This window comes from Sediminispirochaeta bajacaliforniensis DSM 16054, assembly GCF_000378205.1.
In the GTDB taxonomy this organism is placed as follows: Bacteria; Spirochaetota; Spirochaetia; order DSM-16054; family Sediminispirochaetaceae; genus Sediminispirochaeta; species Sediminispirochaeta bajacaliforniensis.
The window spans coordinates 82,415-105,690 of sequence record NZ_KB899407.1 but is presented as its reverse complement, the minus strand read 5'-3'; the positions used below and the strand labels follow the sequence as shown (position 1 = coordinate 105,690).

Here is a 23,276-nt window from a genome sequence, read left to right as displayed (position 1 = left end):
ATGAAACTCGCTCTCATCCTTATCATTTTCCTTGCCCTTTATGCTGCTGTTTCCGGCATTACAGGAAAAGGATCCGAGGCTTTTCGCTTTCCTTTCTTTTTGGTTCCCCTTGGCTTGTTCGCTCTGAATTTAGTTTCGTGTACGGCATACCGTTTGTACCGAGAGATTTCGGGACGTCAGATGTGGCATGTCGGTCCTGATCTGGTCCATATTGCGCTTATTCTGATGATCATATCAGGGTTGATTTCGTTATTCGGCCGTTGGGAAGGGCAGGTTGCGCTTTCACCCGGTGAGGCGGCCCGCCTTGATGAGACGCATGTGGTCGTTCTCGAGGAATTTCGAATAGAACATTATGAAAACGGGGCACCGAAAGAATGGGTTTCGGCGCTTGTCGTATCTTCCAAGGGGGGAGAGACAAAAAATGCGGAGGTGCGGGTTAACCATCCGGCCCGCGTTGGCCCTTATTTGATATACCAGTCATCCTGGCAGGAAAGCGAACGAGGTGCCGTGAGTGTTCTCCTTGCGGTAAAAGATCCATCTTCTCCCCTTGCCTTTATCTCCATTGCTTTTATGGTAATGGGGATGGGTATGACCTATGTTCCGAAATTGCGATCGCTTCTGGAGGCATCATGAACGCTACCCTCTCTTTTTTCTTGTTTCTTGCGGCAACAGCCGTATCTGCTTGCTCTCTCTTTACAAAACGCGCTACTATTTTTTGCGATCTGATCGCCCGTATTCTTGCAGCCATAGCCGTGCTTTTGCTTCTCATCCTCCTTCTTTGGCGTTCATTTTCCATCGGTTTTCCTGCGTTGACCGGTATGTATGAAGGTTTGACCTTTTTCTCCGGGGCAATCGGTGGCTTGACCCTCTTTATGATGAGAAAGGGAGAGCGGGCATCCCGGATGATCAGGCTCTGGGGCTTCTTGGTGGCTGCGGTACTTCTTGCCCTTGCCTCCAGCCCTCTTGCCCCTTCTTCTCTTTCCTATCCGGTTCCGGCTCTCCGGTCCGGTTGGCTCGTACTGCATGTTTCTTTCAGTTTTCTCGGTGAAGCCGCCTTCGCCGTCTCCTTTGCTGCAGCAATCACCTGGTTTCTTGCGAGACGACCGGAAACGAAGAATAAGGCTGAAGCCGTTGCCTCGGCTGCTGTTGCTCTCGGTTATCCCGTTTATACTTTGGGAGCGCTTCTGTTCGGGGCCATCTGGGCTCAGTATGCCTGGGGCCGATTCTGGGGGTGGGATCCTAAAGAGATTTGGGCCTTGGTGACCTGGCTTGTTTACACCCTGTATCTTCATATTCGGCTAGGAAGAAAGCGTCGGGGAGCTTTTCCCATGGCCGTTTTGGTTCTCGGTTTTGCACTTGCGCTTTTTACTTTTCTTGGAGTTAATTTTCTCGCCAGCGGACTCCATTCCTACCGGTAGACTACAAACACCCTGTTGACTTCCTTGCTCCTCCTTCCTATTCTGGAACTGTGGCACAAGTCGAGGGCATTAGCACCGACAAAAGTCGTTTGATTCTTCTCTGCGATGATGAGCTCATCTTACGGAAAGTTGCACGGAAAATGATCATTGCATGTGGTTATGATGTGGAGGTTTTCGACTCAGGCAGAGATTTGATCGACTATGTTGAAAAAGAGCAGGGTAAAGCGCCCTCTGCGGTTATTATCGATCTTCAAATGCCGGATATGGATGGGGTTGCACTTTTCCGCTATTTTCGGAGAACCTTCCCCTTGCTTCCTGTGATCATTTCCACGGGGCATGTAGATGAAGAGATCATCAGTTCGGCAAAGGCGATAGGAGTTTCTTATCTCTTATATAAGCCGTATTCGATTCTTGAATTGGGTCGGGTGTTAAATTTGGCGCTGGCATCCACGGAGCATTAGTGATATGAGCGGAAATTCGAAGAGCCCTTGGAAAATTCTCATTGTTGATGATGAAGAAGAGGTTCATATCGTCACCAGGATGGTCTTGAAGGGGCTTGAATTTAGGGATAAGCCCCTGGAACTGATAAGTGCGCATACTGCAGAAGAAGCATTCGATATTTGCGAGCGGCAGCGGGATATTGCCGTCGCTCTTGTTGATGTCGTCCTGGAGCGGGATGATGCCGGTTTGACATTTGTCAGGGCCGTAAGAGATAAGCTCCATGATAAGCTCATGCGTGTCATCCTTCGTACCGGTCAGCCCGGCCAGGCTCCCGAAGCCCGGGTTGTTATTGATTATGATATTAATGATTACAAAGAAAAGGTCGATCTTACCTCGCAAAAGCTGATCACCTCGGTGATCGCGGCGATTCGAAGTTACGCCGATTTGCTGACCATCGCCGATTTGAACAGGCAGCTGGAACAGAAGGTTGCAGATCGTACCAGAGCGCTGAATGATGCAAACTTAAAACTTCGTTCCTATATTGCAAAGCTCGAAAGCGACCACGCGGCAGGTGGCAGAATGCAGCAACGACTTTTGCCGGACCAGGACCGTCGTTTCGGTGACTATACTTTTTCAAGCCGGCTTTTTTCCTCGATGTCTCTCAGCGGCGATTTTCTTGATTACTATGAAATAGATGATCAGCATATCGGATTCTACATTGCCGATGTTTCAGGACATGGCATCGGGTCGGCTATTGTTACGGTTTTGCTGAAGAATTTTATGGACACTTATCTTGAGCTTTATAAGGAAGAGGGTGTTGATCTCGTTCTTCATCCGCTTGATCTTGCTTCCAGGATAAATTCGGAGCTTTTACGCGAAAACCTTGGTAAGTATTTGACGATTTTCCTCGGAGTGCTTGATACTGATTCCGGACGGATCGACTACTGTAACTGCGGACAGTTTCCCTATCCGATGAGGATTGCAGGGGGCAGGCAGGAGACCTTGGAAGAGAGCGGAACACCTGTGGGGCTTTTTTCCGCTCCTGATTTTATCGAAGCAGGTACCGTACTTCCGGAGGGCGGATCTCTCTTGATTATATCCGATGGGATTCTCGAGTTTATGAAAGAGGGGAGCATCGAAGAAAAGCAGCAGAAATTGCTTACGCTTTTCGGAGAACACGAGCCTGATATTGGTGATGCGCTGCAAAAACTTGGGCTTGCAATGCCTGTTGCGCTGCCGGACGATATTACGCTATTGCTTGTTCGCAGGGAGGTGCCCCTTGGAGCGCGGTAGGTACTTTGTGGCGGAACGCGAGGGCATCACCTTTATTCGAATGGTAGGGAATTTGAAGTATACCGGAAGTTCCGCTTTCGATATGTTTTTAGATGATTTTCTTTCCCAGGAATATCGTGATGTTGTTGTCGATCTTTCCGATGCGATCTTTATCGATTCAACGAATCTTGGCCTCCTTGCTCGAATTGCAGAGCGTTCCCGACGCATGGGGAAACCTTCCGTTACCCTTATAAGTCCCCATAACGATATCAACAGAATACTTCGTAGTGTCAGGTTTGATCGCATTTTTCACATTGTTTCATCCCTCGATACCCCGGAAAGCCTTGAGGAACTTGAGGTGGGGGGCTCCCATACCGTCTCCAAACAGAATGATAATCTCAACATGATCCTTCGAGCCCACAAAGCCCTAATTAATCTTGATGATGCGAACCGACATGAGTTCCAGGATGTGGTGGATCTGCTGGAACAGCATCAACAGAAGCAGAACGGCTGAAGGATTACCTACCAGTTACCAAACAGCGCTTTTTTTGAGTTAGGAACCGCCTCCGTATTGTAACGCGGTGTTGTCAACAAGACCATTGTGGTTTATTATATATTTTAGATATATATCTTGAATATATATAGTATAGTTGCATCTATATTCATGCTCAAGGAGGCATCATGGCACGCACAAATAAAACGCAATATGCCATTCTCGGCATGCTGAATTATCAGCCAATGAGCGGATACGATATAAAAAAGATAAGTGATCACAGTATTGGACATTTCTGGAATGAAAACTACGGCAACATTTATCCAGTCCTTAAACGAATGATGAAAGAGGGCCTTGTTACTATGGAACTCCAGCAAGGAGACTCCGCTCCGCCGCGAAAGGTGTACACCATAACGGTGAAGGGACGACAGGTTTTTCTGGATTGGCTTGCCGGGAGTCCTGAACGGCAAATCCTGCGGAAAGAATTGCTGTTGCAACTTTTTTTCGGGCAATGGATATCTTTCGAAACTATTGAAGACAAGCTTCACAGTGAATCCGCATTCTGTTCTTCCATGATCAAAAATCTTCAGCAGATTATGGATCATCTGGAGGATGATCATGGAAAAAATCTTCCTGAGCAGTCGGTGGGTACGTTTGCGGCAGGACTACCGTATTGGAGAATGACAGTCGAATTTGGACTTCGGTATTACCAAGGCATCCGGGAGTGGTGTGATACTTCCCTGCATGAACTTTCTCAAATTGATAAGGGGGAAAAGAGATGAAGATGATTGTTTTGGGAGGAAGCCCCAAGGGTGAAATCAGTGTGACAATGCAGTATGTACATTATCTTGAGCTAAAATATCCCGAAATTATATTTCAGAAACGATTTCCTGCACATGATATTCGGCGTCTTGAGAAAAATGAAGAGGCCTTTGAGCAATTAATAGAGGATATCCGCCAGGCGGATGCAATTCTTTGGGCTTTTCCCCTCTACATTTTCTGCGTTTGTTCCCAGTATCTTCGTTTCCTCGAATTGGTGGAGGAACGAGGTGCAATTGAGGCCTTTGCAGGAAAACCTGCGGCGAGTCTCTCTACCTCAATCCACTTTTTCGACCACATTGCCCACGACTATATCAAGGCGGTCTGCGAAGATTGGAAAATGAACTTCATTGCAATGCACTCTCCCGCCATGGATGATTTGGTAAAGGCCGAAGGCCGCCAGGCCCTGGAACGGTTTTTTTCCTTTTTTCTTCATCTTGCAGGACAAAAACGTCCTGTCTGCCGACAGTTCCCTCCAGTTCCTTCGCAGAAACCAAGCTATCGCTCACTTTCTGCGCCAGTGAACATCCACTCTATGGAAGCTTGTAAAATAACGGTAATTGCGGACTCTACGGAAGGCAGCCTTGGGAACATGATAGAACGTTTTGCCTCCTGCTTTTCCGATGGAGTGGAGATTGTCGATTTGAATCGTATCAAGATGCTTAGTGGTTGTATGGGCTGCCTTCATTGCGGGCCCAAAAATATGTGCCGGTATGACAAGACCGACGAAGTTCGGCGGATCTATGAGGAAAAGATCCATCCTGCAGATGTGCTGGTCATTGCCGGGACCATCCGGGGGCGTTGGGTTTCCTCTCTTTTGAAGGCCTTTATTGATCGAGGTTTTTTTCATACCCACCAGCCGTTCCTGACGGGAAAGCAGGTGGCGCTTTTTCTGGATGGAAGCTTAACCTCCAACCCTGTTTTGTATGCTGGACTTTCCGACTACATAGCGTGCCAGGGGGGAAGTCTTATCGATACCATATGTGATGAGACGGAAGATTGCTCCTTTATCGACGGCTGTATTGACACCCTGGCCGAAAAGATAGACACGGCACAGGAATATTCCTACCGGAAGTCGCAAACCTTCCCTGCAATTGCAGGCATGAACCTTTTTCGCGATGAAGTATATATGCATCTTCGGATGGTGTTCCACGGGGATCATCGATTTTATCATCGGAACAAGATCTATAAAACCTTGCCTCACAAACGTCCTCTTGCCTTATTGGGATATCGATTAATCGGGGGAATAACATCATTACCTCCCATCCAACGGAAGATGGTCAGGAATATGCAAACTTTCATGCTTACCCCCTATAAGCCGGTCCTTGCCATGGCTGCTCGGGAGGCAAAACGGGGAGAAAAGGGAAGCGGTCCGGAAGCGGCAGATGAGAGGTGTACAAAAAGGAAGGGCCCATGACATCTTCTTAGTGTCACAGGCCCTGTTATGCGTGTTGTGGGAGATGGTGTTATGTGCTCAGTTTTTTTGCAATCTCGGCCACGTATTCCCCTTGGAACCGCGCCGCCGACAGCTCATTCTCACTGGGCATCCGCTCGCCTTTTCCCCCGGTAATTGTTGAAGCCCCGTAGGGAGAGCTTCCTGATATTTCGTCTATGGTCATTTGTCCCTGGAATGAGTAGGGGAGCCCAACAATAACCATCCCGTGGTGCATGAGTGTCACGATGGAGGTGAGGATTGTGCTTTCCTGACCACCGTGCTGAGTAGCGGAGCTGGACATCACACTACCGACCTTACCGATCAAAGCCCCCTGGGCCCAAAGCTGACCGGTTGTATCGAAAAAAGCGCGAGCCTGACCAAGCATGTTTCCAAATCTGGTGGGAATACCGAAAATGATGCCGTCCGCATCTTTGATGACATCAAGGGTCACTTCCGGTATCGACGACAGTTTTTTCTGTACTTCAGTAGCTCCCAACATCTCCAGAACCTTGGGATCAAGCGTTTCGGGAAATCGATAGAGACCTCCCTCTGCTCCCGGCACGGTTACGGCTCCTTCCAGGGCCGCCTCTGCCATGGCATGCATGTGACCGTACATTGAATAAAAAACAACGGCGATTTTCATTTTTGCTCCTCCTTCTTTCCGAGCTTTTTCGCCAAATTTCCTAATAATCGCTGTTCTTCGATGGTCAGCGATTCCATCTCCTTGGTTAGTGCTGCCGTATACTGCGGAAAATAGGCACTAATCAATCCTGTTCCCTCTTCGGTAATAGCCACCTTACGAAACCTGCGATCTTCGTTTCCCTCACTCCGTGACACCAAACCGGCCCGCTCAAGCTGCTCAACAGAGATTGAAACGGTTCCCTTCGACTTAAGGAGCTTCTCTCGTAACTCGTTCTGATGCAATGGACCAAGGTGATAGAGTGTCTCAAGAATTCCGAATCGTACAGGAGAAAGCGAAGCCGGTAATGGTGCTTTCGCAAACGTTCGATCGGAAAGGCCCTGGAGGGCCCTGTTTAGTTTTATAAAGGTATCCAGGGCGACTCGTTCCTTTTCGCTGCCGATGTAATGTGTGCTCATGCTGTGTTCCTCCGACCGATGACCATTAGTTCCGTATTGAACTATTCAATGAGAGTAAAATACTACTAAAACAGTATGATATCAAGCCCTATATTGTTTTTTATCAGTGTTACGAATATTGGTGGTCCGTAACATACAATCTTTTTTCTTATCGTCAATTACAAAGATATACATATAAAAATCAGGCAAGAGGGAAAAATCAAGGAATTTTCCTGCAAAAAGAACACATTACCACCAGGATTCGGAACACTATCTAATAGGCAAGAAGGTAGGCATGGCCCCAGGCATGCACGAGCTCCCCCGACAAGGTCTTATCGTATGCCGGACTTCCCCGCATACGCATTGGGCTGTTGACAATAATGGACTTACCATTTTCTTCCCTTGTATATAAAGATGGAGTCTTATGGTTCATCTTTTCGAGGACTATGCCTTTTCGATAGTTGTGATGAATATACTCAAGATCGCCGTTTTCCCAAACGTTAACAACCATACCAATATGGGTAAGGGGGTCATCAACTTTGCCATTACCGTTCCTGTCGTAGGTGTCGTCCCAGAAGATCAGATCTCCCGGACTCGGAGTGCTTGCTTCTTCAAGCAGCCCCTGATCGTTGAGATAGGCATATAATCGTGACACACCGTTTCCCGTATAGCGGGAAAGAGGGGCGACGAGATCGATACCGGCTCCCCAGTAGACTGCCTGCACGACTCCGGTGCAATCGAGCCGAAAGTTTTTACCTTTTACGGCAAGCCGCTTTTTTCCAAGTAGGGTATAGGCGGAGTCGATCAGTGCTTGCTGGGTTTCTGCGGCAGGGCCTGTGAGCATGTTACCCATTGCGGATGGTGACGTTCTCGATGAACCAATTGGGGACAGAGACGCACAGGAGGAGAGGATGAGGGCGGCATAGGCACCTACGACGAGGAAAAGCAATGTGGAACCACGTGCGGCGATGTTTACGTCAGCCATTGTGTTTTTTCCTCAGCCCGATCAAATAGGTCTCAAAAGAGTCTTTACGACACGCCTTAGGCTTGAGGGTTTTCAGCTGAGAGAAGCGGCTGCGCACCATCTCCATCAGCTCTTGCTCATCTCCTCCCTGGAAAATCTTAACAACCAGGTTTCCACCCGGGGTGAGAAATTCTTCGGCAAGGGTGATAACCGATGATGCAAGCGAAAAAGATCTTCTTGTATCGACGATACGGTTGCCGGTCGTAGCCGGAGCCGCATCGGAGACAATGGTACCATAGGGGCCCCTGTCTCGAATGCTTTGGCATGCATCTCCCGCAAAGGCATCTCCGGTGATGACGGTGATGCCGCTTTTTCTGGGGACCGTCATTTCTTTCAAATCAACCGAAACGATGGTCGGTTGCAATCCCTTGGCTTTGATTAACCTGGAAATGAAGAGGCTCCAACTGCCGGGTGCCGCTCCGACATCCAGGATGGGAAGTTCTGCGTTGATCACCGCAAAACGTTTCTCGATCTCTTCAAGCTTGTAGACCGAACGAGCGGGATATCCCTCTTTTTTTGCCAGCTGGCTGTAGTAGTCAGCTGTTGCACGTTTATTTGAAGCTATCTGTCTCTCCTTTTTCCCGTTTAGAGGTTTTCTTTTAGCATACGAACAGAAGGCCTTATCGGTCAACGATAGAGCCGTCGCCTTTTCTTTTTATGCGGTTGACCCGAGGAGAAAAACTGACTACTTTCTTTGTAGGAAGGAAAGCATGGATAACAGATCGATCATCAGAAGACCGTTCCGCTATCGTTATTACAACGCGGCATTCGGCATCATTATCATCAATATTGTCTTTTTCGTTTTTAATACCATATCGCCCCAAAGTCGCTATTATACCGCCCTGATTCCCGGTCTAATCATCGGTAAAGGCTTCTACTGGCAGTTTTTTACCTATATGTTTACGCATGCCAATATAAGCCACATCTTTTTTAACATGCTCGGCCTCTTTTTCTTTGGAACCCAGGTCGAACGCCGCATAGGGAGCAGTGAATTTCTGCTGTTCTATCTCTTGACAGGATTTCTGGCCGGTCTCTTCTCTTTTATTGTCTATATGTTCACCGGAATGTACGGCGCTGTTTTGCTGGGGGCATCAGGGGCTATTTTTGCGGTTCTTCTTGCCTTTGCCGTCTACTTTCCGTATGCAAACATCTACATTATGGGAATTATTCCGGTAAAGGCCCCGCTTTTGGTCATTGGATATACCGCTATCGAACTTTTTAGCCAGCTTTTATCCATCAACTCGGGTGTGGCTCATCTCACGCATCTGGCAGGTTTCGTTTTTGCATTTTTCTACTTCCTCGTCCGTCTTAACATCAATCCCATAGACGTGTTTCGAGGCGGCGGAAGGAGATGAGGATTGGGTTTTCCCTAAAAAGAATCGGGTGGCTGCTTCTTTTCTTTTTGCTTTCTTTTTTTCTTGTTCCCCTTTGGGCGTATGATGAGCAAGTTGATTTTCTTACTGCGGAATTATGGGTCGAACTTACACCCGCTGTTTCCATTCCTACGACTGATAAAGGCGATTCCCAAGAGAGTACGTCTCAGAAGCCTGAGATCCTTCCGATTTCTCCTGTTCCTCTAAAGCGGGAGGAGGCAATTCACCGACTCCTTGAGGAGGCCCAGTTTGTGATTTCGGGGATGATCTACGGCTATCGACTGGAGTATACTCCTCTTGATCGCAGCCGAGGGGTCAGCGAGGTTTTTCATGCCGATCCTGTGGCGACCATCCCCTGGGGAGATCCTGCCTTGCGCGTACTCGATACCTGGATGCGTGGGAATAAATTTTTTGCCAGGATCCGCTACGATCTGTCGCCGGACCAGATGCTTCGTCTTCGTTTCTGGAATAGCGGGGTGCACGCTTCTGCGTCGGCTAGTGCGGAGGCGGCTCTCTCCCTCGGATATCTCGGCCGCATCGAGGCTCATCGGCAGGCAATCAAACAGGCCTTCCGGGACTATCTGCGTTCCATAGAACCGAATAAACCTCGAGTCGCTACCGGACGTGTCGTGCTGGCCGAAGCCCCGATATCCGCAGTTTCTGCGGGTGGATATCGGAGCACCGTTCGCATTAGAATCGATCTTGAAGATCTCCATCCCTATGGGGCCTTTTAGAATCCGCCCTCTGCCTAATGTCCATTGTAACCTGACGTTTTTTCCACCTCAGCGTATCCCGGTTTCAGAACATCATAGATGATTTTGATTCGCTCGTCGTAGTGAGCAAATGAACTTTTCATGGCGTTTATGGTCAGCCGTTCAAGGTCCTTTAGGCTGAGATTGTAATGCTTTACAGCCAATTCCATCTCTTTGCTGAGGGTGGTATTACTCATAAGGCGGTTATCCGTATTGAGAAAAACACGAAAACCATTGCGAAAGTAGATGTGAAAGGGATGATCGTCGAAATTGGGGGCGGCACCGGTTTGGATATTGCTTGAGAGGCACACCTCAAGCGGAATACGTTTATCCCGGATAAAATGGGCAAGTGTCCCCATTTTTTCGATCCTGGTACCGTGGACCGACATATCCTCAATGAGGCGGGTTGCATGGCCTATGCGGTGAGCTCCACAGATTTGAATGGCCTGCCAGATCGATTCCAAACCAAAGGCTTCCCCTGCGTGAATGGTTATGTTGAAATTCCGATTGCGAATATACTGGAAGGCTTCAAGGTGTTTTTTAGGGGGATGTCCATTTTCGTCACCCGCAATGTCGAAGCCGACGACGCCACGGTCGCTGAAGGCAACGGCAAGCTCGGCGATTTCAAGGCTGATGGCGGCACTTTGATCTCGCATGGCGCAGAGAATCAACCCGTATTCGGTCCCCGTTTCCCTGCGGCCCCGCTCGAGTCCTTTAAGCACGGATTCAACTACCGCTTCCACGTTTAGTCCCTCTTTGAGGTGCAGTACCGGAGAAAAGCGCATTTCGATGTAGACCACATGTTCCTTTGCCACATCGAGGATCGCCTCGTAAGCAGCGCGTTCAAGGGCTTCAGCCTTCTGTAGAACAGCCACCGTCACCCCAAAACTTTCGAGGTAGAGGGGCAGGCTTTTTCTATCGGAGCCCCGGTGAAGCCACTGAGCAAGGCGTTCGGGATCTTTTTCGGGAAGTGAAATTCCGTACTCATCAGCCATTTCAACAATGGTTTGTGGTCGCAAACCTCCATCGAGGTGGTCATGCAGTTCCACTTTGGGAATCTGCCGTATCATTTCTTTTGTAACCATGCTGATATTGTAATTCATGAAAGCTTTGCGGGGAAGGGCCGTTGACACGCTTTTCTCTTCCACGTATATACTCTCGGCTATGCCTAGTTCCATAAAAAGATTGGTTATAGTCTCGATCCATATAGATCGGGGGGCTCGTGCCGTCCCTCTCGGTGCGGCTTCGGTTGCGGCCCTCGTTCAGGCACGCCATGGGGACCGGGTTAAACCGATTATTCTTGATTTCTTCCTTGATCAGGATATAGCCCTTTGTGTAGCGGCGATCAAGGAACTGCAGCCCGATATCCTTGCTTTTTCCATATACCTCTGGAATAGGCGGAAGAGTATTGAAATCGCTCGGTGTATAAAAACGGAACTGCCCGATCTTCCGATCTTTGCGGGAGGACCGGAGGTAACGGCCGATTGGCATCGCCTCGGTGAAGCATACCCGGGTTGTTTTGATCTTTTCCTCCCCGGAGAAGGTGAGGGATCGATTCTTCAGGGCCTGGATATGCTTCTTGCCGGTAGGCCCGGTACCTCAGTCCTTTTCCCGCAGAGCGTTGATCTTACCGTTCTTCCCTCTCCTTATTTGGACGGGACGCTGGATCCGGCTGCTTATACCGGTTTGCTGTGGGAACTCTCCAGGGGGTGTCCTTTCCGTTGTCATTTTTGTTTTGAATCCAAGGGCTCCGAACAGGTCAGATATTTCTCCATGGAGCGAATTACTCGTGAACTTGAGCTGTTCGCCCATGCCGGAGTCCGGGAACTTTTTATTCTCGACCCTACCTTTAATCACAACCGTACAAGGGCCAAGAAATTACTGCGCTTGATGCAAAAGATTGCGCCCGATATTCATTACAACATTGAAGTCAGAAGTGAGTTTCTCGATCAGGAACTCGCCGAACTCTTTTCCGGCCTCTCCTGTTCCCTGCAAATTGGACTGCAAAGTGCCGATCCAAAGGTACTCCGTAACATTAATCGAAGCATTAAACAGGATGATTTCCGCCGGAAAGTGCTCTTCCTGCACGAAGCTGAAGTCGTGTATGGCTTTGATCTCATCTACGGTTTACCTGGGGATTCTCTTGAGGGGTTTCTTGCAAGCATTGACTTTGCCTTTTCTATGGTACCGAACCATATCGATATCTTTCCTCTTGCTGTTCTTCCGGGAACCATACTATACGATAAAGCGGACTCCTTCGGCCTTGTTCGAGATAGCGATGATCCCTATCTCGTCCACGCATCTTCCGACTTTCATTCCGAAGATATGGCTGTTGCTTCACGTATCGCTTCTGCAATCGACCTGTTCTACAACCAGGGAAACGCTGTTCCGTGGTTTGACATCATTATCGAAAGACTTGGAATCAACCCCTCCCGGTTTTTTCTTGATTTTTCTCTCTGGCTGGAAGGCAAAATATCAGATGGGCATGATCAGGCAATGAGCGAGGTTCAGCAGATATACCTTTTAAAGCTTTTTACTGACAGGGGATTGCAGGCAGAAGGCGAGGTCGTTCATGATATTATTGAAATTTTCGCCCTCTGGGATCGCATAGATGAAGCCACTTCAGGCAATGTGCCGGAGCTATCGGGATTTTTCCACTTTTCGCCCTCCCAGCTTTTTGAATATTTGGAAGAGGGCGTTAGAGATTTGGGGGAGCTTGCATTCTTTTTGCCCCGAGTTGAAAAAACTATCCTTGTATCTTCCTCTGAAGGCGTTCTTCTGTTTCAGGAATAACCAAGAGCTTTCATGGTTTGTTTACGCCTTTCCAATATGCTGCGATATAATGCGGAGTGCTTTCTATGAGGAAGGTAGGTGTCGGCTTCCGCCTCTTTCATGTTGTCGGAAAATTCTACACCTGTTTGAGACTCCGTGAATGCCCGGTTTGTATTCAGCCATGCCCCGAATGCAGTTGCTTCCCCGTTTTTCATGCTTGTTACGGGCCTTTGAAATATATCGGCGAGGATCTGATTGTATAGGGGGAATCTTGTCATGCCTCCTGATGCAAAAATTCGATTATGAGTGTTGGTTTGTGATTCTATCTCGATGATCCTCTCGTGTAGTTCGAAGGATATGCCCTCAAGTATTGCCCGGGCCATATCTCCCCGTTTTGTTGAGAGATCAAGATTAAGGAATGCTCCCTTTGAAAAGGTCTGACCTGCCGGATCGGCTGGACCTTTGAATCGGGGAATAAGCATGACGCCGTTTGCACCTGGAGGCGATTGTGCAATTTCGCTATCGAGCAGTGAGAAGTTGTTCTTTTCCGTTGTGGTTGTTTTCGTACTGACCTCTGCGAACCAGCGATATACCGTTCCTGCGGTCGATAGTGAAGATTCGATGAGGTAATCTCCCGCTGCGGCCACATTGGAATATATCGAACATGCCTCGTTTCTGACCGGCTCTGGTGATATGGTAAGGACGTAAGCACCTGTGCCGGTATTTACCGTGATGGTTCCGGGGGTGGTGATCCCGAATCCCAGAACCGAGCATTGCTGATCGCCCCCCGCTGCAACGACCGGAATCGATCCGCTTATCGAAAGCTCTTTTCGGATCTTTTTGCATAGTTCTCCGCAGACAGAGCCTGGAGAAACAAGTTCTGCCAGTTTGGCTTTATCAATACCAAAATATGATATGAGTTTATCGTCCCAATCCTTGGCCTGCAGGTTGAAGAGATTTGTTCTGCTGGCCACGGAATGATCGGTGACCATTCTTCCCGTCAGCAGGAAGAGAAGATATTCATAGATGCCGATAAGCTTCCATGATTGCTGGTATTCTTCCGGTTTGTATTGTTTAATCCAGTACATTTTGATGGCGGAAAAGACCGAAGAAACAGGAAGGCCTGAACGCATATAGATATCCAGGTGGTGGGAGCTAAACCTCTCCAGCAGGCAGTCGGTCCTTTTATCCTGCCACATGATTGCCGGAAGAAGCGGAGTGCCGTTTTTATCGACGGGAAAGACAGGGGATCTGAATGCCGTTAGCCCGATTGCCTCGAGGGAGAGGTGGTGTTGATCAAGATGCTCAACCGCTTCCTTGAGGGCTGTTTCCAGAAGCTGCTTCCAGATAAGCGGATTTTGTTCGACACGGCCGTCGGGCAAGAATTGAGGCGAGGAGTGGTGCTGAGAGATAAAAGCGGCGTTCCCTTCCTTGTCGTAAAGAATTCCGCGGATACTGGTTGTTCCTGCATCAATAATGAGTATCATATCTATACACGCTCATTGTCCATAATAGGCGTTTTTTCCATGTTTTCGTAGGAAATGTTTGTCCAGTAAGGTTTGTTGCATGTGGGAAATAGCGGGTTGTATCGACATGGTAGCCATCGCCATGCAGGCAATTTCTTCAAGAACTACTGCGTGATAGAGTGCTTCTTCGGGTGTTTTTCCCCAGGAAAAGGGGCCATGAGCGGCCACCAGGGCGGATGGGACCGCTTCCGGATCGATGGCCCGTGTCCTGAACGTCTCTACGATGACATTGCCTGTTTCCAGTTCGTAGTTTTTCTGAATCTCGTGGTCGGTCATCTTTCTGGTACAGGGAACGGCGCCGAAAAAATAGTCTGCGTGAGTGGTGCCCAGAGGAGGCAGGTCCGTACAGGACTGGGCCCATGCCGTACTGTTTCTTGCATGGGTATGAACAATTGACCCGCAGCAGGGAAAGCCCTTGTACAACGCGATGTGGGTTGCCAGGTCACTGGATGGGCGTTTTGTTCCGTGTACGATGTTGCCATCCATATCGGTGACGACCATATCTTCGACTTGTAATTTTTCATAGGGAACGCCGCTTGGTTTTATCACAATCCACCCTTGCTTCCTGTCAACGGCGCTGACGTTTCCCCAGGTGAAGGTTACCAAGCCCCGAGCCGGAAGCTCGAGGTTCGCCTTAAAAACCGCTTCGATAAGACTATCTATATGTTTACTCATTGATGTAACCACCTTCTTTCATTCTTGTAATAATCCATTCCCTGGCTTCCTCTATTTCTTTGACCGGGTTCTTGCCTTTCCCCGACCACATCTCCATGAGAAAGGGGCCGGTAAAGTGCAGCCTTTTCAAGGCTCGAAACGCTGCGACGAAATCGACGCAGCCGTCGCCGAACGATACATCACGAAATTGACCGGGAAATGTTTTTGTCACCGCCAGTGTATCCTTGAGATGGATTGCCGTGATGAGATCCTTCCCAAGCTCCAATTCTTGCACGACATCGTTGCCCCAGGCGGTCAGGTTTCCCAGATCGGGATATACCGTAAACCAGGGATTCATGATCATTCGCTTGAGATTCATGAAACGCACAATCGAACTGATTCGATGTGTGTCCATGATCTCCATGGATAGCATAACGTGTTCCTTTGCCGCCTTCTGGACCCCCTCATTCAGACCGTCCAGAAACCATTGCCAGGTGTCGTTGTCTCCCGTTTCATAATACACATCATAGCCGGCAAGCTGGATGGTTCTGATTCCGACCTCGGCAGAAAAGTTGATAGCGTCGTGCAGTATTTTCCGGGCCCTTGCTCTGATATCGGGATTATGGCTGCCGAGTGGGAACCTCCTGTGCCCGCTAAGGCAGATGGATGGTACGGAAATTCCCGAATCAAAGACACAATTTATGAAAGCCTTCCGTTCGTCCCTTGCCCACTCGAGACGGGCCAGCCGCCTCTCTGATTCGTCGATGGACATTTCCACAAAGGAAAAGTTGAGGCGCTTCGCCAGATCCAGTTTTTCCGGCCAGGATGCCATTTCGGGCAAGGCTTTTTCGTAGATACCGAATTTCAGGTCCTGGAGGGTCATCCCTGGTTCCAGTTGTCCCTGATCGCCTGCTTAAAGGCACGGGCCGCGGCTATGGGATTCTTCGCCTCGTAAAGCGATCGACCAGCAATAAAGCATTTAACCGGAATTCCCCGAAATAGTGATAGATCCTGCGGTGCGAGTCCTCCCGTGACCGAAACCGCAAACCCCATTTCTCCCAGATGCCGGATCTTCTGTATGTCCTCATCGCTCCAGTTTTGTCCAGCCGCCGCAGCGTCACGCCCCCGGTGGTAGATCGCCTGGTTGATGCCGATATCGAGCCATTTTGCGGCCAGATCGAATGACCACGCTCCGTATAGCTCTACCTGTATCTCGCCGCTGTATGTGTCTGCAACTTTTTTGGCCGCCTCCATTGTAGCCAGCGGGGCATTGCAGATGCATGTCATCCAGCTTGCTCCCCGGGAAAACACCAAATTTGCTACGACTTCTCCGGCATCCGCCGCCTTCAGGTCGGCAACGATGGTATGACCGGGGTATGCATCGTGTATCTGTTTCACCGCTTTGGCCCCTTCGGCATAGCAAAGGATCGTTCCTGCTTCAATAACGTCTACTTCTTCTGCAACCTTTCCTGCCGATTCAAGAGCTGCCTTCAAATCCGTGTGGTCCAGGGCAATTTGTAGTAATGGTCTCTTCATAGTTACTCCGATATGTTTATATAGATCATTAAATGATCAAAACAAACATATTGTCAAGTTTGTTTTTGTATTTTTGGATGAAGAAATATATTGGTGTGCTTTGGTATATAATAGTAATTATATTTAACATATATAATTGTATTGTACAATTCGACTTTTCTATATGATTGGCTATAAATTTTACATACGTTGTGATCAAAAAATCAATTTTTTTATTGACATATGAACATAACGGTGTGAAGATTAACTATCCACAGCAGATTGGAGTTTGCATGAGCAAGATAGATACCATTACACGGGAATCATGGATTCTCAGTACGTTTCCCGAATGGGGGACCTGGTTGAATGAGGAGATTGACGAAGAAAACGTCAGGCCGGGGACCTTCGCCATGTGGTGGCTTGGATGTACCGGCATCTGGGTGAAATCGGAAGGGAATACAAATATCTGTATCGATCTCTGGACAAAGACTGGGAAACGCACAAAGCAGAATCCCCTGATGAAGGAACAGCATCAGCACCAGCGGATGATTGGTTGTCGAAAACTTCAGCCCAATCTCAGAAATGTTCCCTGCGTAATCGACCCCTTTGCTATTCGAAAGGTCGAAGCTATTCTGGCGACACATGACCATGGTGACCATATCGATGAAAATGTTGCAGCAGCGGTGTTGCAGAATATTTCCGCAGAAGTACCGTTTGTCGGGCCGCAGGCCTGTGTCGATCTCTGGACAAGTTGGGGCGTACCGAAGGAACGTTGCCGGGTCGTCAGGCCGGGGGATTCTCTGCAGATCGGTGATGTTCAGATCATTGTTCTTGATTCTTTTGATAGGACCGAGCTGGTTACCGCACCCAGGGGTGTCGTCCTGAAGGGAAAGATGCCCCAGGATATGGATCGTCTCGCCGTTAATTACTTGATCAAGACCCCCGGAGGAACAATCTATCATAGTGGCGATTCGCATTATTCCAACTATTATGCAAAGCACGGCAATGATCATGAAATCGATGTTGCACTGGGCTCGTATGGCGAGAATCCCAGGGGAATGACCGATAAGATGACTTCTGTCGATATTCTGCGAATGGCGGAATCTTTGAGAACCAAGGTGGTGATTCCTTTTCACCATGATATCTGGACCAATTTCCAGGCCGATCCCATGGAAATTCTGGTTCTATGGAATATGCGGAAACACCGTCTGCAATATCGGTTCAAGCCCTTCATCTGGCAGGTTGGTGGCAAGTTTGTCTATCCGGATGATAAAGATCTGCTTGAATACCATTATCCCCGGGGTTTTGATGATGCTTTTTCCATCGAGCCCGATTTGCCTTTCAAATCCATGCTGTAAAACTGTGTCAGTAGTTTGCGATTCCGGATTCGCTTGAATCCTTAAAATCAATTGACCACCTTTGCGTTTATTGTGAAGGGAAAATGGAGGATTACATGAGAAGATTTGTGGTTGTGCTCCTGTTGATCTTTACTTCAAGTTTTGTCTTTTCCAATGGGCAGCAGGATGCTGCCGGAAGCTCTCCGAAGAGTGCGTCAGGTGAGTTTAACTGGAGACAATATGAGGGAGAGACCATTGTTGCATGCTTTCCGAACCATGTGACGTATAACGCATTGATGCCCCTGATTCCCGAGTTCGAGGAGCTTACCGGTATCAAGGTGGAGGTCGATCTGCTCCAGTACATGAAGATGCACGATAAACAGGTATTGGAGATGAGTAAGCCTTCCGGCGATTATGATCTGATTTCAATGGTGTGTATGTGGAAAAGTGAGTATGCCGCCGCCGGTATGCTGAAGGAACTCGAACCCTTTTTCAATGATCCGTCTCTGGCATATCCGGATTACGACTTTGACGATCTTGTCCCTGCCTATGTGGAAAATACCGGCTATGTAGGAGGCAAAAAAATCTATCTCGGCGGTCCGGGGGCCAAACTTTACGGTATCCCTTTTGGTGCCGAAACCAGCATATTGATATATCGAAAAGATATCTTTGATAAATATAATCTTAAGGTTCCCGAGACCTATGATGAGGTGCTCGAAACTGCCAAATTCATCTATGAAAATGTTGACGGCATGTATGGGATGACAAGCCGGGGTGCTTCCGGGCATCAGGCGAATGCCGCTTACCTGCTGCATGCATCACCTTTTGGGGCAAGAGTCTTTGATGAGAATTGGGAACCGGTGGTTAATTCCCCTGAATCTATCAAAACACTTGAGTGGATGAAAAAGATGTTCAGCTATGGACCTCCGGGAATGACCAGTTTTGCCCAGGACGGCGAATTTCAGGCCTTTTTGCAGGGAGATGCCGCCATGTACCTTGATGCAAGCGTTTTTGCCGGTAAGGCCAGAGATCCGAAGCAGTCGAAGGTCTATGATAAACTTGGCTATGCAATGCATCCGAAGCAGGAAAACAGATTGAGTGAGTCGGGAGGATTCGGCCTGGCGATACCGGCAAATGCGAGCCATCCGGAAGCTGCATTTCTGTTCCTTCAGTGGATCACAAGCAAGGAGACCGAACGGAAGGTTATAGAGAATGGAGGAGCCCCCTTCCGAACTTCTTCGGTAAACGATCCCATTCTTCAGGACGAGTATCCGGAATTCAAGGCTCTTGCTCTGCAGCTGCCACACGTAAATCCCGATTGGCGGCCCATCATTCCTGAATGGGGGGAAATCGACAATATCATGGGTATTGCGGTCAACCAGGTATTGACCGGAGAGAAAGAGCCCCAAGAGGCCATGGACGGTATCATGGCACCTATTCGGGAGATCATGGTCCGAGCCGGATATATTAAGTAAACAGAAGCAGTAGTGTGCCGGACGTATCCGCAGGCATTGCGGATACGTCCGTGATTCAGGAGGTCCGGATTTGTTCAGCAATGGTGTCATGAAACGGAATAAAAGCCCATATCTTTTTGCATTGCCGGCAATTGCCGTTCTGTTACTGGTTATGGTGGTACCTGTCGCTTCGGGTATCAGACTAAGCTTTTTTGAATGGTTTTTGCGGGATATCAGAAAGGAACCGGTATTTGTCGGACTGTGGAATTTTGTCGACTTGTTCGGAAGCGAGAACTTTCAGACCAGCATTCGTGTCACATTGGTATTTACCATTAGTGTGGTTTGTCTGGAGTTATTCGTTGGATTGGTTCTTGCTCTTTTACTTGAAGATGGTCTCCCCGGACTTCGCTTTTTTCGTACTGTTTTCATTTTACCTGTCATGATTGCTCCTGTCGTTGTCGGTGTCGTCTGGAAATTCCTTTACAACCCTTCGTATGGGAAGATAAACTACTTTCTTTCGGTTCTGGGATTGAAAGAGATCGGATGGCTCTCGGACCCCCACATGGCGCTCATCTCGATTATCATAACCGATATCTGGCAATGGACTCCCTTTGTGTTCTTGCTTTTGCTTGCCGGACTTCAGGGAATTCCCTCTGATCTCAGTGATGCGGCCCGGGTCGACGGAGCCAACTATCTTCAGAATTTGATTCATATCAAACTGCCCTGTATCTCCGGTGTTATCGGCATTACCGCCGTGCTTCGACTCATTGATGCCTTTCGGGGGCTGGTTGTCATGTTTATCATGACCAACGGCGGGCCGGGAGTGTCGACGGAAATCCTTTCCCTTCATCTTTACAAAACAGCCTTCACCGATCAGCGCCTGGGAAAGGCCTCTGCTGTGGCTGTTATTTTGCTTGGTATCATAACGCTGCTTTCTATAATTTTTATTACCAAAAATATGAAAGATGAAACATGAAAGGCAGGGGCATAATGACGTTTAAGAATAGAAAACGACTCAATCGGTTTATTGTTCTCATGATAGTTCTGGTGGGAATGGTAATTTGCCTATTTCCCATTTACGAAATGGTTTCGACATCATTTAAATATGAGGTGGATGCCTTTTCTCTTCCTCCGAAATGGATATTTCGGCCGACATTTGAAAACTACCGGAATGTACTTCTAAGCAATGGCTTTGGACGTTATTTTTTCAACAGCGTTGTTGTTGCGCTTTCAACAACCTTTTTCAGTGTCTGTACGGGCGCCCTTGCCGGCTATTCATTTTCCCGTTTCAAATATAAAGGGAAAAAGCTGCTTATCGTTTTTACGCTCCTGCTTCGCATGATTCCTCCTGTTATCCTGGTAATTCCCGTTTTCGTTATCTGGAATTCTCTGGGGCTTGCAAATACCAGGATAGGCCTGGTCCTCGTATACATTGGTCTTAATTTACCTTTTAACATCTGGGTCCTGAAAACCTTTATCTCCGAAATTCCCAGATCGCTTGACGAGTCGGCAACCATAGACGGCTGTTCCGACTGGATGGTTTTTTCCCGGATCATTCTTCCGCTTATTGCACCGGGCCTTTCTGTGGCTGGAATTTTTACCTTTCGAATTGCCTGGAACGAATATATCCTGAGCCTTGTATTGACCAACCGTTTTACCAGGACACTGCCGGTGGCTGTCTCACTTTTTCTTACCGATGCCGGGACGGAATGGGGAAAAATCACGGCTATTGCAACCATTACCGCCATACCTGCTTTTATTTTTACATTTACCGCGGCAAAAAAGCTGATCATGGGAATGACGGCCGGTGCCGTGAAGGGATAACAGGAAACAATATGAACTCAACTGAACGGATTTTTCTGGCGCTTGATCATAAAGAAGCCGATCGTGTACCTGTCGATTTTGGCGGTCATCTTATCTCCGGTATTCATATCGATGCCTATCGCAAGCTTCTTGAATACCTCGGCATGAGTTTGGACCAGCTTCGGATTGAGCGATATCGCCAGAGGACCGCCGTTATCGATGAAGCTGTCCATCAACTTTTCCATACCGATTTTCGTCCCCTAGTTCCCCCGTTTTCCCAACTTGTATGGTCGGACGATGGCTCCAGGGAAACGTATCGTGACGAATGGGGGGTGGGTTGGGAGCGGCAAAAAGATGATGGTGATTATTTTGAATGCCGGACACCGCTTTTTTCCGAGATGCCGGACGAGGAGATGCTTCGAGAGGTTCACTGGCCGGATTATTCAAAGCCTTCCAGGCTTGCCGGACTTACTCACCGTGCCCGGACGATCTGTAAAGAAGAGAAGGTACCGATTCTCGACCTTCCACTTGGCCTTGAGCTTTTTGACGCAGGTTTCAATCTATGTGGTTCGGCAAATTTTTATATGATGCTTGCCCTGGATCCAAAGGCGGCGGAGTACATAATGGATCGGCAGCTCGAGCAGCAACTCGCCTGGTGGACTCAGGCATTTCAGACCATTCCCGATTTGTCGTTGATTCGCATAGGTGATGATCTTGGTGCCCAGGATTCGATGCTGATCTCACCCGAAATGTATCGGGATCTTGTTCTGCCCCGGCACAAAAAACTGTTTGCCGGAATTAAAACGGCTTCTCGGGGTCGGGCTAAAATCATTATGCATTCAGATGGTGCAATCCTGCCGGTTATTCCCGATTTGATCGAGGCGGGAATCGACTGCCTCAATCCTGTTCAATACACAGTGCCCGGTATTGATCCTGTTTTGTTAAAGAAAGAATTTGGCAAAGATATCACCTTTTGGGGGGGAGGGATTGATACACAGTCGATTCTCCCCAATGCCTCGCCTTCCCAGGTAAAAGAGGAGGTAAGACGTCAAATCGATATCCTTGCACCCGGTGGCGGGTTTATTTTTAGTCAGGTGCATATTATCCAAAAAGATGTTCCACCCGAGAATATTGTGGCAATGTTCGAAGCCGCCCGGGAGTTTGGCGTCTATTGAGGGAGGTGAACTCAGGGACGAACAGCCTCGAAACTTTTGCCAAAAGCGGTCATAATGGTAGATAATAGTGATACAAAAGAAAGCAAGAGGTCATTTTCATGTCTGAAAGTTCCATCGTGGCAAACCGACATCTGAAATTGCTGGATATTCTTAATCGAAAGGGGTTTGTGCGTGTCGATCAATTGAGTATGCACCTTAATGTTTCGCAGGGAACAATACGGCGTGACTTGGAGTATCTTTCACAAAAAGGCCTTCTTGAACGGAGGCATGGAGGGGCTCGCATAGCCTCTTCTCCATTAAACTCTCTTCCCGAAAGAGATTTCATGGAAAAAGGCCTGATCAATACCGAAGAAAAGAAGGCCATAGCCAGAAAAGCCCTCGAGCTTGTGCATGACAATGATATCATTTTCCTGAACAGTGGTTCGACGACACTTCATTTTTTAGAGGCTCTCCGAGATGCCCGAGTGAGGGTGTTTACGAATAATGCTTGGGCGGTATCTTGCAAGAAAGGCCCGGAGCTTGAACTGATGATTTTGGGGGGAGAATACAGGGAACAATCGAGATCGTTTATTGGTATCATGACCCTGGAAGCGATAAAGAATATCAACAGCAATATCACTTTTCTCGGAACAAACGGAATCAGTCTCGAAAAAGGTCTGACTACAGCTGTTCATCAGGAATGTAGTATCAACCAGGCAATGATCGAGAATACGAATGGCAAGGTAGTTGTTTTGGCCGATCACTCTAAAATTGGACGCGTTTCAAATTTTGTTTCAACTGCACTGAACGAAATTGATATTCTTATCACCGATAAATCCGCGCCCTCTGAAACGCTCGAGAAGTTTACGAATATAGGTGTAAACGTGATCATTGCCTGATTACAGATTGCATCAGGAGTTTTATACAACTCCGGAAAGCTTGTAGCCAATCCGGAGT

At 48.2% G+C, this 23,276-nt stretch carries 25 protein-coding genes; 16 read left to right on the top strand and 9 right to left on the bottom strand.

The window, feature by feature from the left end; genetic code table 11:
• The 7 genes from F459_RS0102270 (at position 1) to F459_RS0102240 (ending at position 5,860) form a co-directional block, all read left to right on the top strand.
• Positions 1–633, top strand: a complete 633-nt coding sequence (locus tag F459_RS0102270; RefSeq protein ID WP_051086150.1) for a cytochrome c biogenesis protein ResB — start codon at positions 1–3, stop codon at positions 631–633.
• The gene (gene ccsA, locus F459_RS0102265) at positions 630–1,418 is read left to right on the top strand and encodes a cytochrome c biogenesis protein CcsA (protein ID WP_020611110.1); all 789 of its coding nucleotides are present in this window, start codon (positions 630–632) and stop codon (positions 1,416–1,418) included. Before F459_RS0102270 ends, ccsA begins: the two co-directional genes overlap by 4 nt.
• A gap of 50 nt (positions 1,419–1,468) precedes the next feature.
• Positions 1,469–1,879, top strand: coding sequence for a response regulator (locus F459_RS0102260; RefSeq protein ID WP_020611109.1), 411 nt, complete (start codon positions 1,469–1,471; stop codon positions 1,877–1,879).
• Between the two features lie 4 nt (positions 1,880–1,883).
• Positions 1,884–3,152 carry a PP2C family protein-serine/threonine phosphatase gene (locus tag F459_RS0102255; RefSeq protein WP_020611108.1) on the top strand — a complete coding sequence of 423 codons (1,269 nt, stop codon included), beginning with the start codon at positions 1,884–1,886 and terminating at the stop codon, positions 3,150–3,152.
• Entirely contained in the window at positions 3,139–3,645 is a 507-nt protein-coding gene (locus F459_RS0102250) for an STAS domain-containing protein (protein WP_020611107.1), read from the top strand. The genes F459_RS0102255 and F459_RS0102250 overlap by 14 nt, the downstream gene beginning before the upstream one ends.
• Before the next feature lie 167 nt (positions 3,646–3,812).
• Positions 3,813–4,406, top strand: coding sequence for a PadR family transcriptional regulator (locus F459_RS0102245; RefSeq protein ID WP_020611106.1), 594 nt, complete (start codon positions 3,813–3,815; stop codon positions 4,404–4,406).
• Positions 4,403–5,860 (top strand): NAD(P)H-dependent oxidoreductase, encoded by a 1,458-nt coding sequence (locus F459_RS0102240; RefSeq protein ID WP_020611105.1) that lies wholly within the window; start codon positions 4,403–4,405, stop codon positions 5,858–5,860. Before F459_RS0102245 ends, F459_RS0102240 begins: the two co-directional genes overlap by 4 nt.
• A 49-nt stretch (positions 5,861–5,909) precedes the next feature.
• Here F459_RS0102240 and wrbA read toward each other — a convergent pair whose 3' ends face one another.
• From wrbA to F459_RS0102220, 4 genes are all read right to left on the bottom strand, one after another.
• A complete protein-coding gene (gene wrbA / locus F459_RS0102235; RefSeq protein ID WP_020611104.1) occupies positions 5,910–6,521 on the bottom strand; it encodes an NAD(P)H:quinone oxidoreductase in 612 nt (203 codons plus the stop codon).
• On the bottom strand, positions 6,518–6,976 hold the full coding sequence (locus tag F459_RS0102230; RefSeq protein WP_020611103.1) for a MarR family winged helix-turn-helix transcriptional regulator: 459 nt from the start codon (positions 6,974–6,976) through the stop codon (positions 6,518–6,520). The genes wrbA and F459_RS0102230 overlap by 4 nt, the downstream gene beginning before the upstream one ends.
• A 253-nt stretch (positions 6,977–7,229) precedes the next feature.
• Entirely contained in the window at positions 7,230–7,940 is a 711-nt protein-coding gene (locus tag F459_RS0102225) for an NlpC/P60 family protein (RefSeq protein ID WP_020611102.1), read from the bottom strand.
• The gene (locus F459_RS0102220) at positions 7,933–8,610 is read right to left on the bottom strand and encodes an SAM-dependent methyltransferase (RefSeq protein WP_020611101.1); all 678 of its coding nucleotides are present in this window, start codon (positions 8,608–8,610) and stop codon (positions 7,933–7,935) included. The genes F459_RS0102225 and F459_RS0102220 overlap by 8 nt, the downstream gene beginning before the upstream one ends.
• A gap of 79 nt (positions 8,611–8,689) precedes the next feature.
• Here F459_RS0102220 and F459_RS0102215 point away from each other — a divergent pair, with 79 nt between their 5' ends.
• Both F459_RS0102215 and F459_RS0102210 read left to right on the top strand, forming a co-directional pair.
• On the top strand, positions 8,690–9,334 hold the full coding sequence (locus tag F459_RS0102215; protein WP_020611100.1) for a rhomboid family intramembrane serine protease: 645 nt from the start codon (positions 8,690–8,692) through the stop codon (positions 9,332–9,334).
• On the top strand, positions 9,331–10,086 hold the full coding sequence (locus tag F459_RS0102210) for a hypothetical protein (protein WP_020611099.1): 756 nt from the start codon (positions 9,331–9,333) through the stop codon (positions 10,084–10,086). The genes F459_RS0102215 and F459_RS0102210 overlap by 4 nt, the downstream gene beginning before the upstream one ends.
• Positions 10,087–10,100: 14 nt before the next feature.
• Here the strand turns inward: F459_RS0102210 and F459_RS0102205 are convergent, their stop codons facing one another.
• The gene (locus F459_RS0102205) at positions 10,101–11,189 is read right to left on the bottom strand and encodes an adenosine deaminase (protein WP_245540056.1); all 1,089 of its coding nucleotides are present in this window, start codon (positions 11,187–11,189) and stop codon (positions 10,101–10,103) included.
• A 79-nt stretch (positions 11,190–11,268) separates the two neighbouring features.
• Between F459_RS0102205 and F459_RS0102200 the strand changes: the two genes are divergently transcribed.
• On the top strand, positions 11,269–12,897 hold the full coding sequence (locus tag F459_RS0102200) for a B12-binding domain-containing radical SAM protein (RefSeq protein ID WP_033301103.1): 1,629 nt from the start codon (positions 11,269–11,271) through the stop codon (positions 12,895–12,897).
• On the opposite strand, the gene F459_RS0102195 is transcribed toward F459_RS0102200, so the two are convergent.
• The 4 genes from F459_RS0102195 to ulaD are packed head-to-tail and all read right to left on the bottom strand — an operon-like array spanning position 12,888 to position 16,592.
• Entirely contained in the window at positions 12,888–14,363 is a 1,476-nt protein-coding gene (locus F459_RS0102195; RefSeq protein ID WP_020611096.1) for an FGGY-family carbohydrate kinase, read from the bottom strand. The genes F459_RS0102200 and F459_RS0102195 overlap by 10 nt on opposite strands.
• A 12-nt stretch (positions 14,364–14,375) precedes the next feature.
• Positions 14,376–15,077 carry an L-ribulose-5-phosphate 4-epimerase gene (locus F459_RS0102190; protein ID WP_020611095.1) on the bottom strand — a complete coding sequence of 234 codons (702 nt, stop codon included), beginning with the start codon at positions 15,075–15,077 and terminating at the stop codon, positions 14,376–14,378.
• Positions 15,070–15,939 carry an L-ribulose-5-phosphate 3-epimerase gene (locus F459_RS0102185; RefSeq protein WP_020611094.1) on the bottom strand — a complete coding sequence of 290 codons (870 nt, stop codon included), beginning with the start codon at positions 15,937–15,939 and terminating at the stop codon, positions 15,070–15,072. Before F459_RS0102185 ends, F459_RS0102190 begins: the two co-directional genes overlap by 8 nt.
• A complete protein-coding gene (gene ulaD / locus F459_RS0102180; protein WP_020611093.1) occupies positions 15,936–16,592 on the bottom strand; it encodes a 3-keto-L-gulonate-6-phosphate decarboxylase UlaD in 657 nt (218 codons plus the stop codon). Before ulaD ends, F459_RS0102185 begins: the two co-directional genes overlap by 4 nt.
• 272 nt (positions 16,593–16,864) lie before the next feature.
• On the opposite strand from ulaD, the gene ulaG reads away from it, so the two are divergent.
• From ulaG to F459_RS0102150, 6 genes are all read left to right on the top strand, one after another.
• Entirely contained in the window at positions 16,865–17,929 is a 1,065-nt protein-coding gene (ulaG, locus tag F459_RS0102175) for an L-ascorbate 6-phosphate lactonase (protein WP_020611092.1), read from the top strand.
• 95 nt (positions 17,930–18,024) lie between these two features.
• Entirely contained in the window at positions 18,025–19,383 is a 1,359-nt protein-coding gene (locus F459_RS0102170) for an ABC transporter substrate-binding protein (RefSeq protein WP_020611091.1), read from the top strand.
• A 70-nt stretch (positions 19,384–19,453) separates the two neighbouring features.
• Complete coding sequence (locus tag F459_RS0102165) at positions 19,454–20,338, top strand: carbohydrate ABC transporter permease (RefSeq protein WP_245540055.1); 885 nt, start codon at positions 19,454–19,456, stop codon at positions 20,336–20,338.
• Between the two features lie 14 nt (positions 20,339–20,352).
• The gene (locus F459_RS0102160; protein WP_026294846.1) at positions 20,353–21,186 is read left to right on the top strand and encodes a carbohydrate ABC transporter permease; all 834 of its coding nucleotides are present in this window, start codon (positions 20,353–20,355) and stop codon (positions 21,184–21,186) included.
• Positions 21,187–21,197: 11 nt separating this feature from the next.
• The gene (locus F459_RS0102155) at positions 21,198–22,340 is read left to right on the top strand and encodes a uroporphyrinogen decarboxylase family protein (RefSeq protein ID WP_020611088.1); all 1,143 of its coding nucleotides are present in this window, start codon (positions 21,198–21,200) and stop codon (positions 22,338–22,340) included.
• A 98-nt stretch (positions 22,341–22,438) separates the two neighbouring features.
• Positions 22,439–23,218, top strand: coding sequence for a DeoR/GlpR family DNA-binding transcription regulator (locus F459_RS0102150; RefSeq protein ID WP_020611087.1), 780 nt, complete (start codon positions 22,439–22,441; stop codon positions 23,216–23,218).
• The last annotated feature ends 58 nt before the right edge of the window (positions 23,219–23,276 follow it).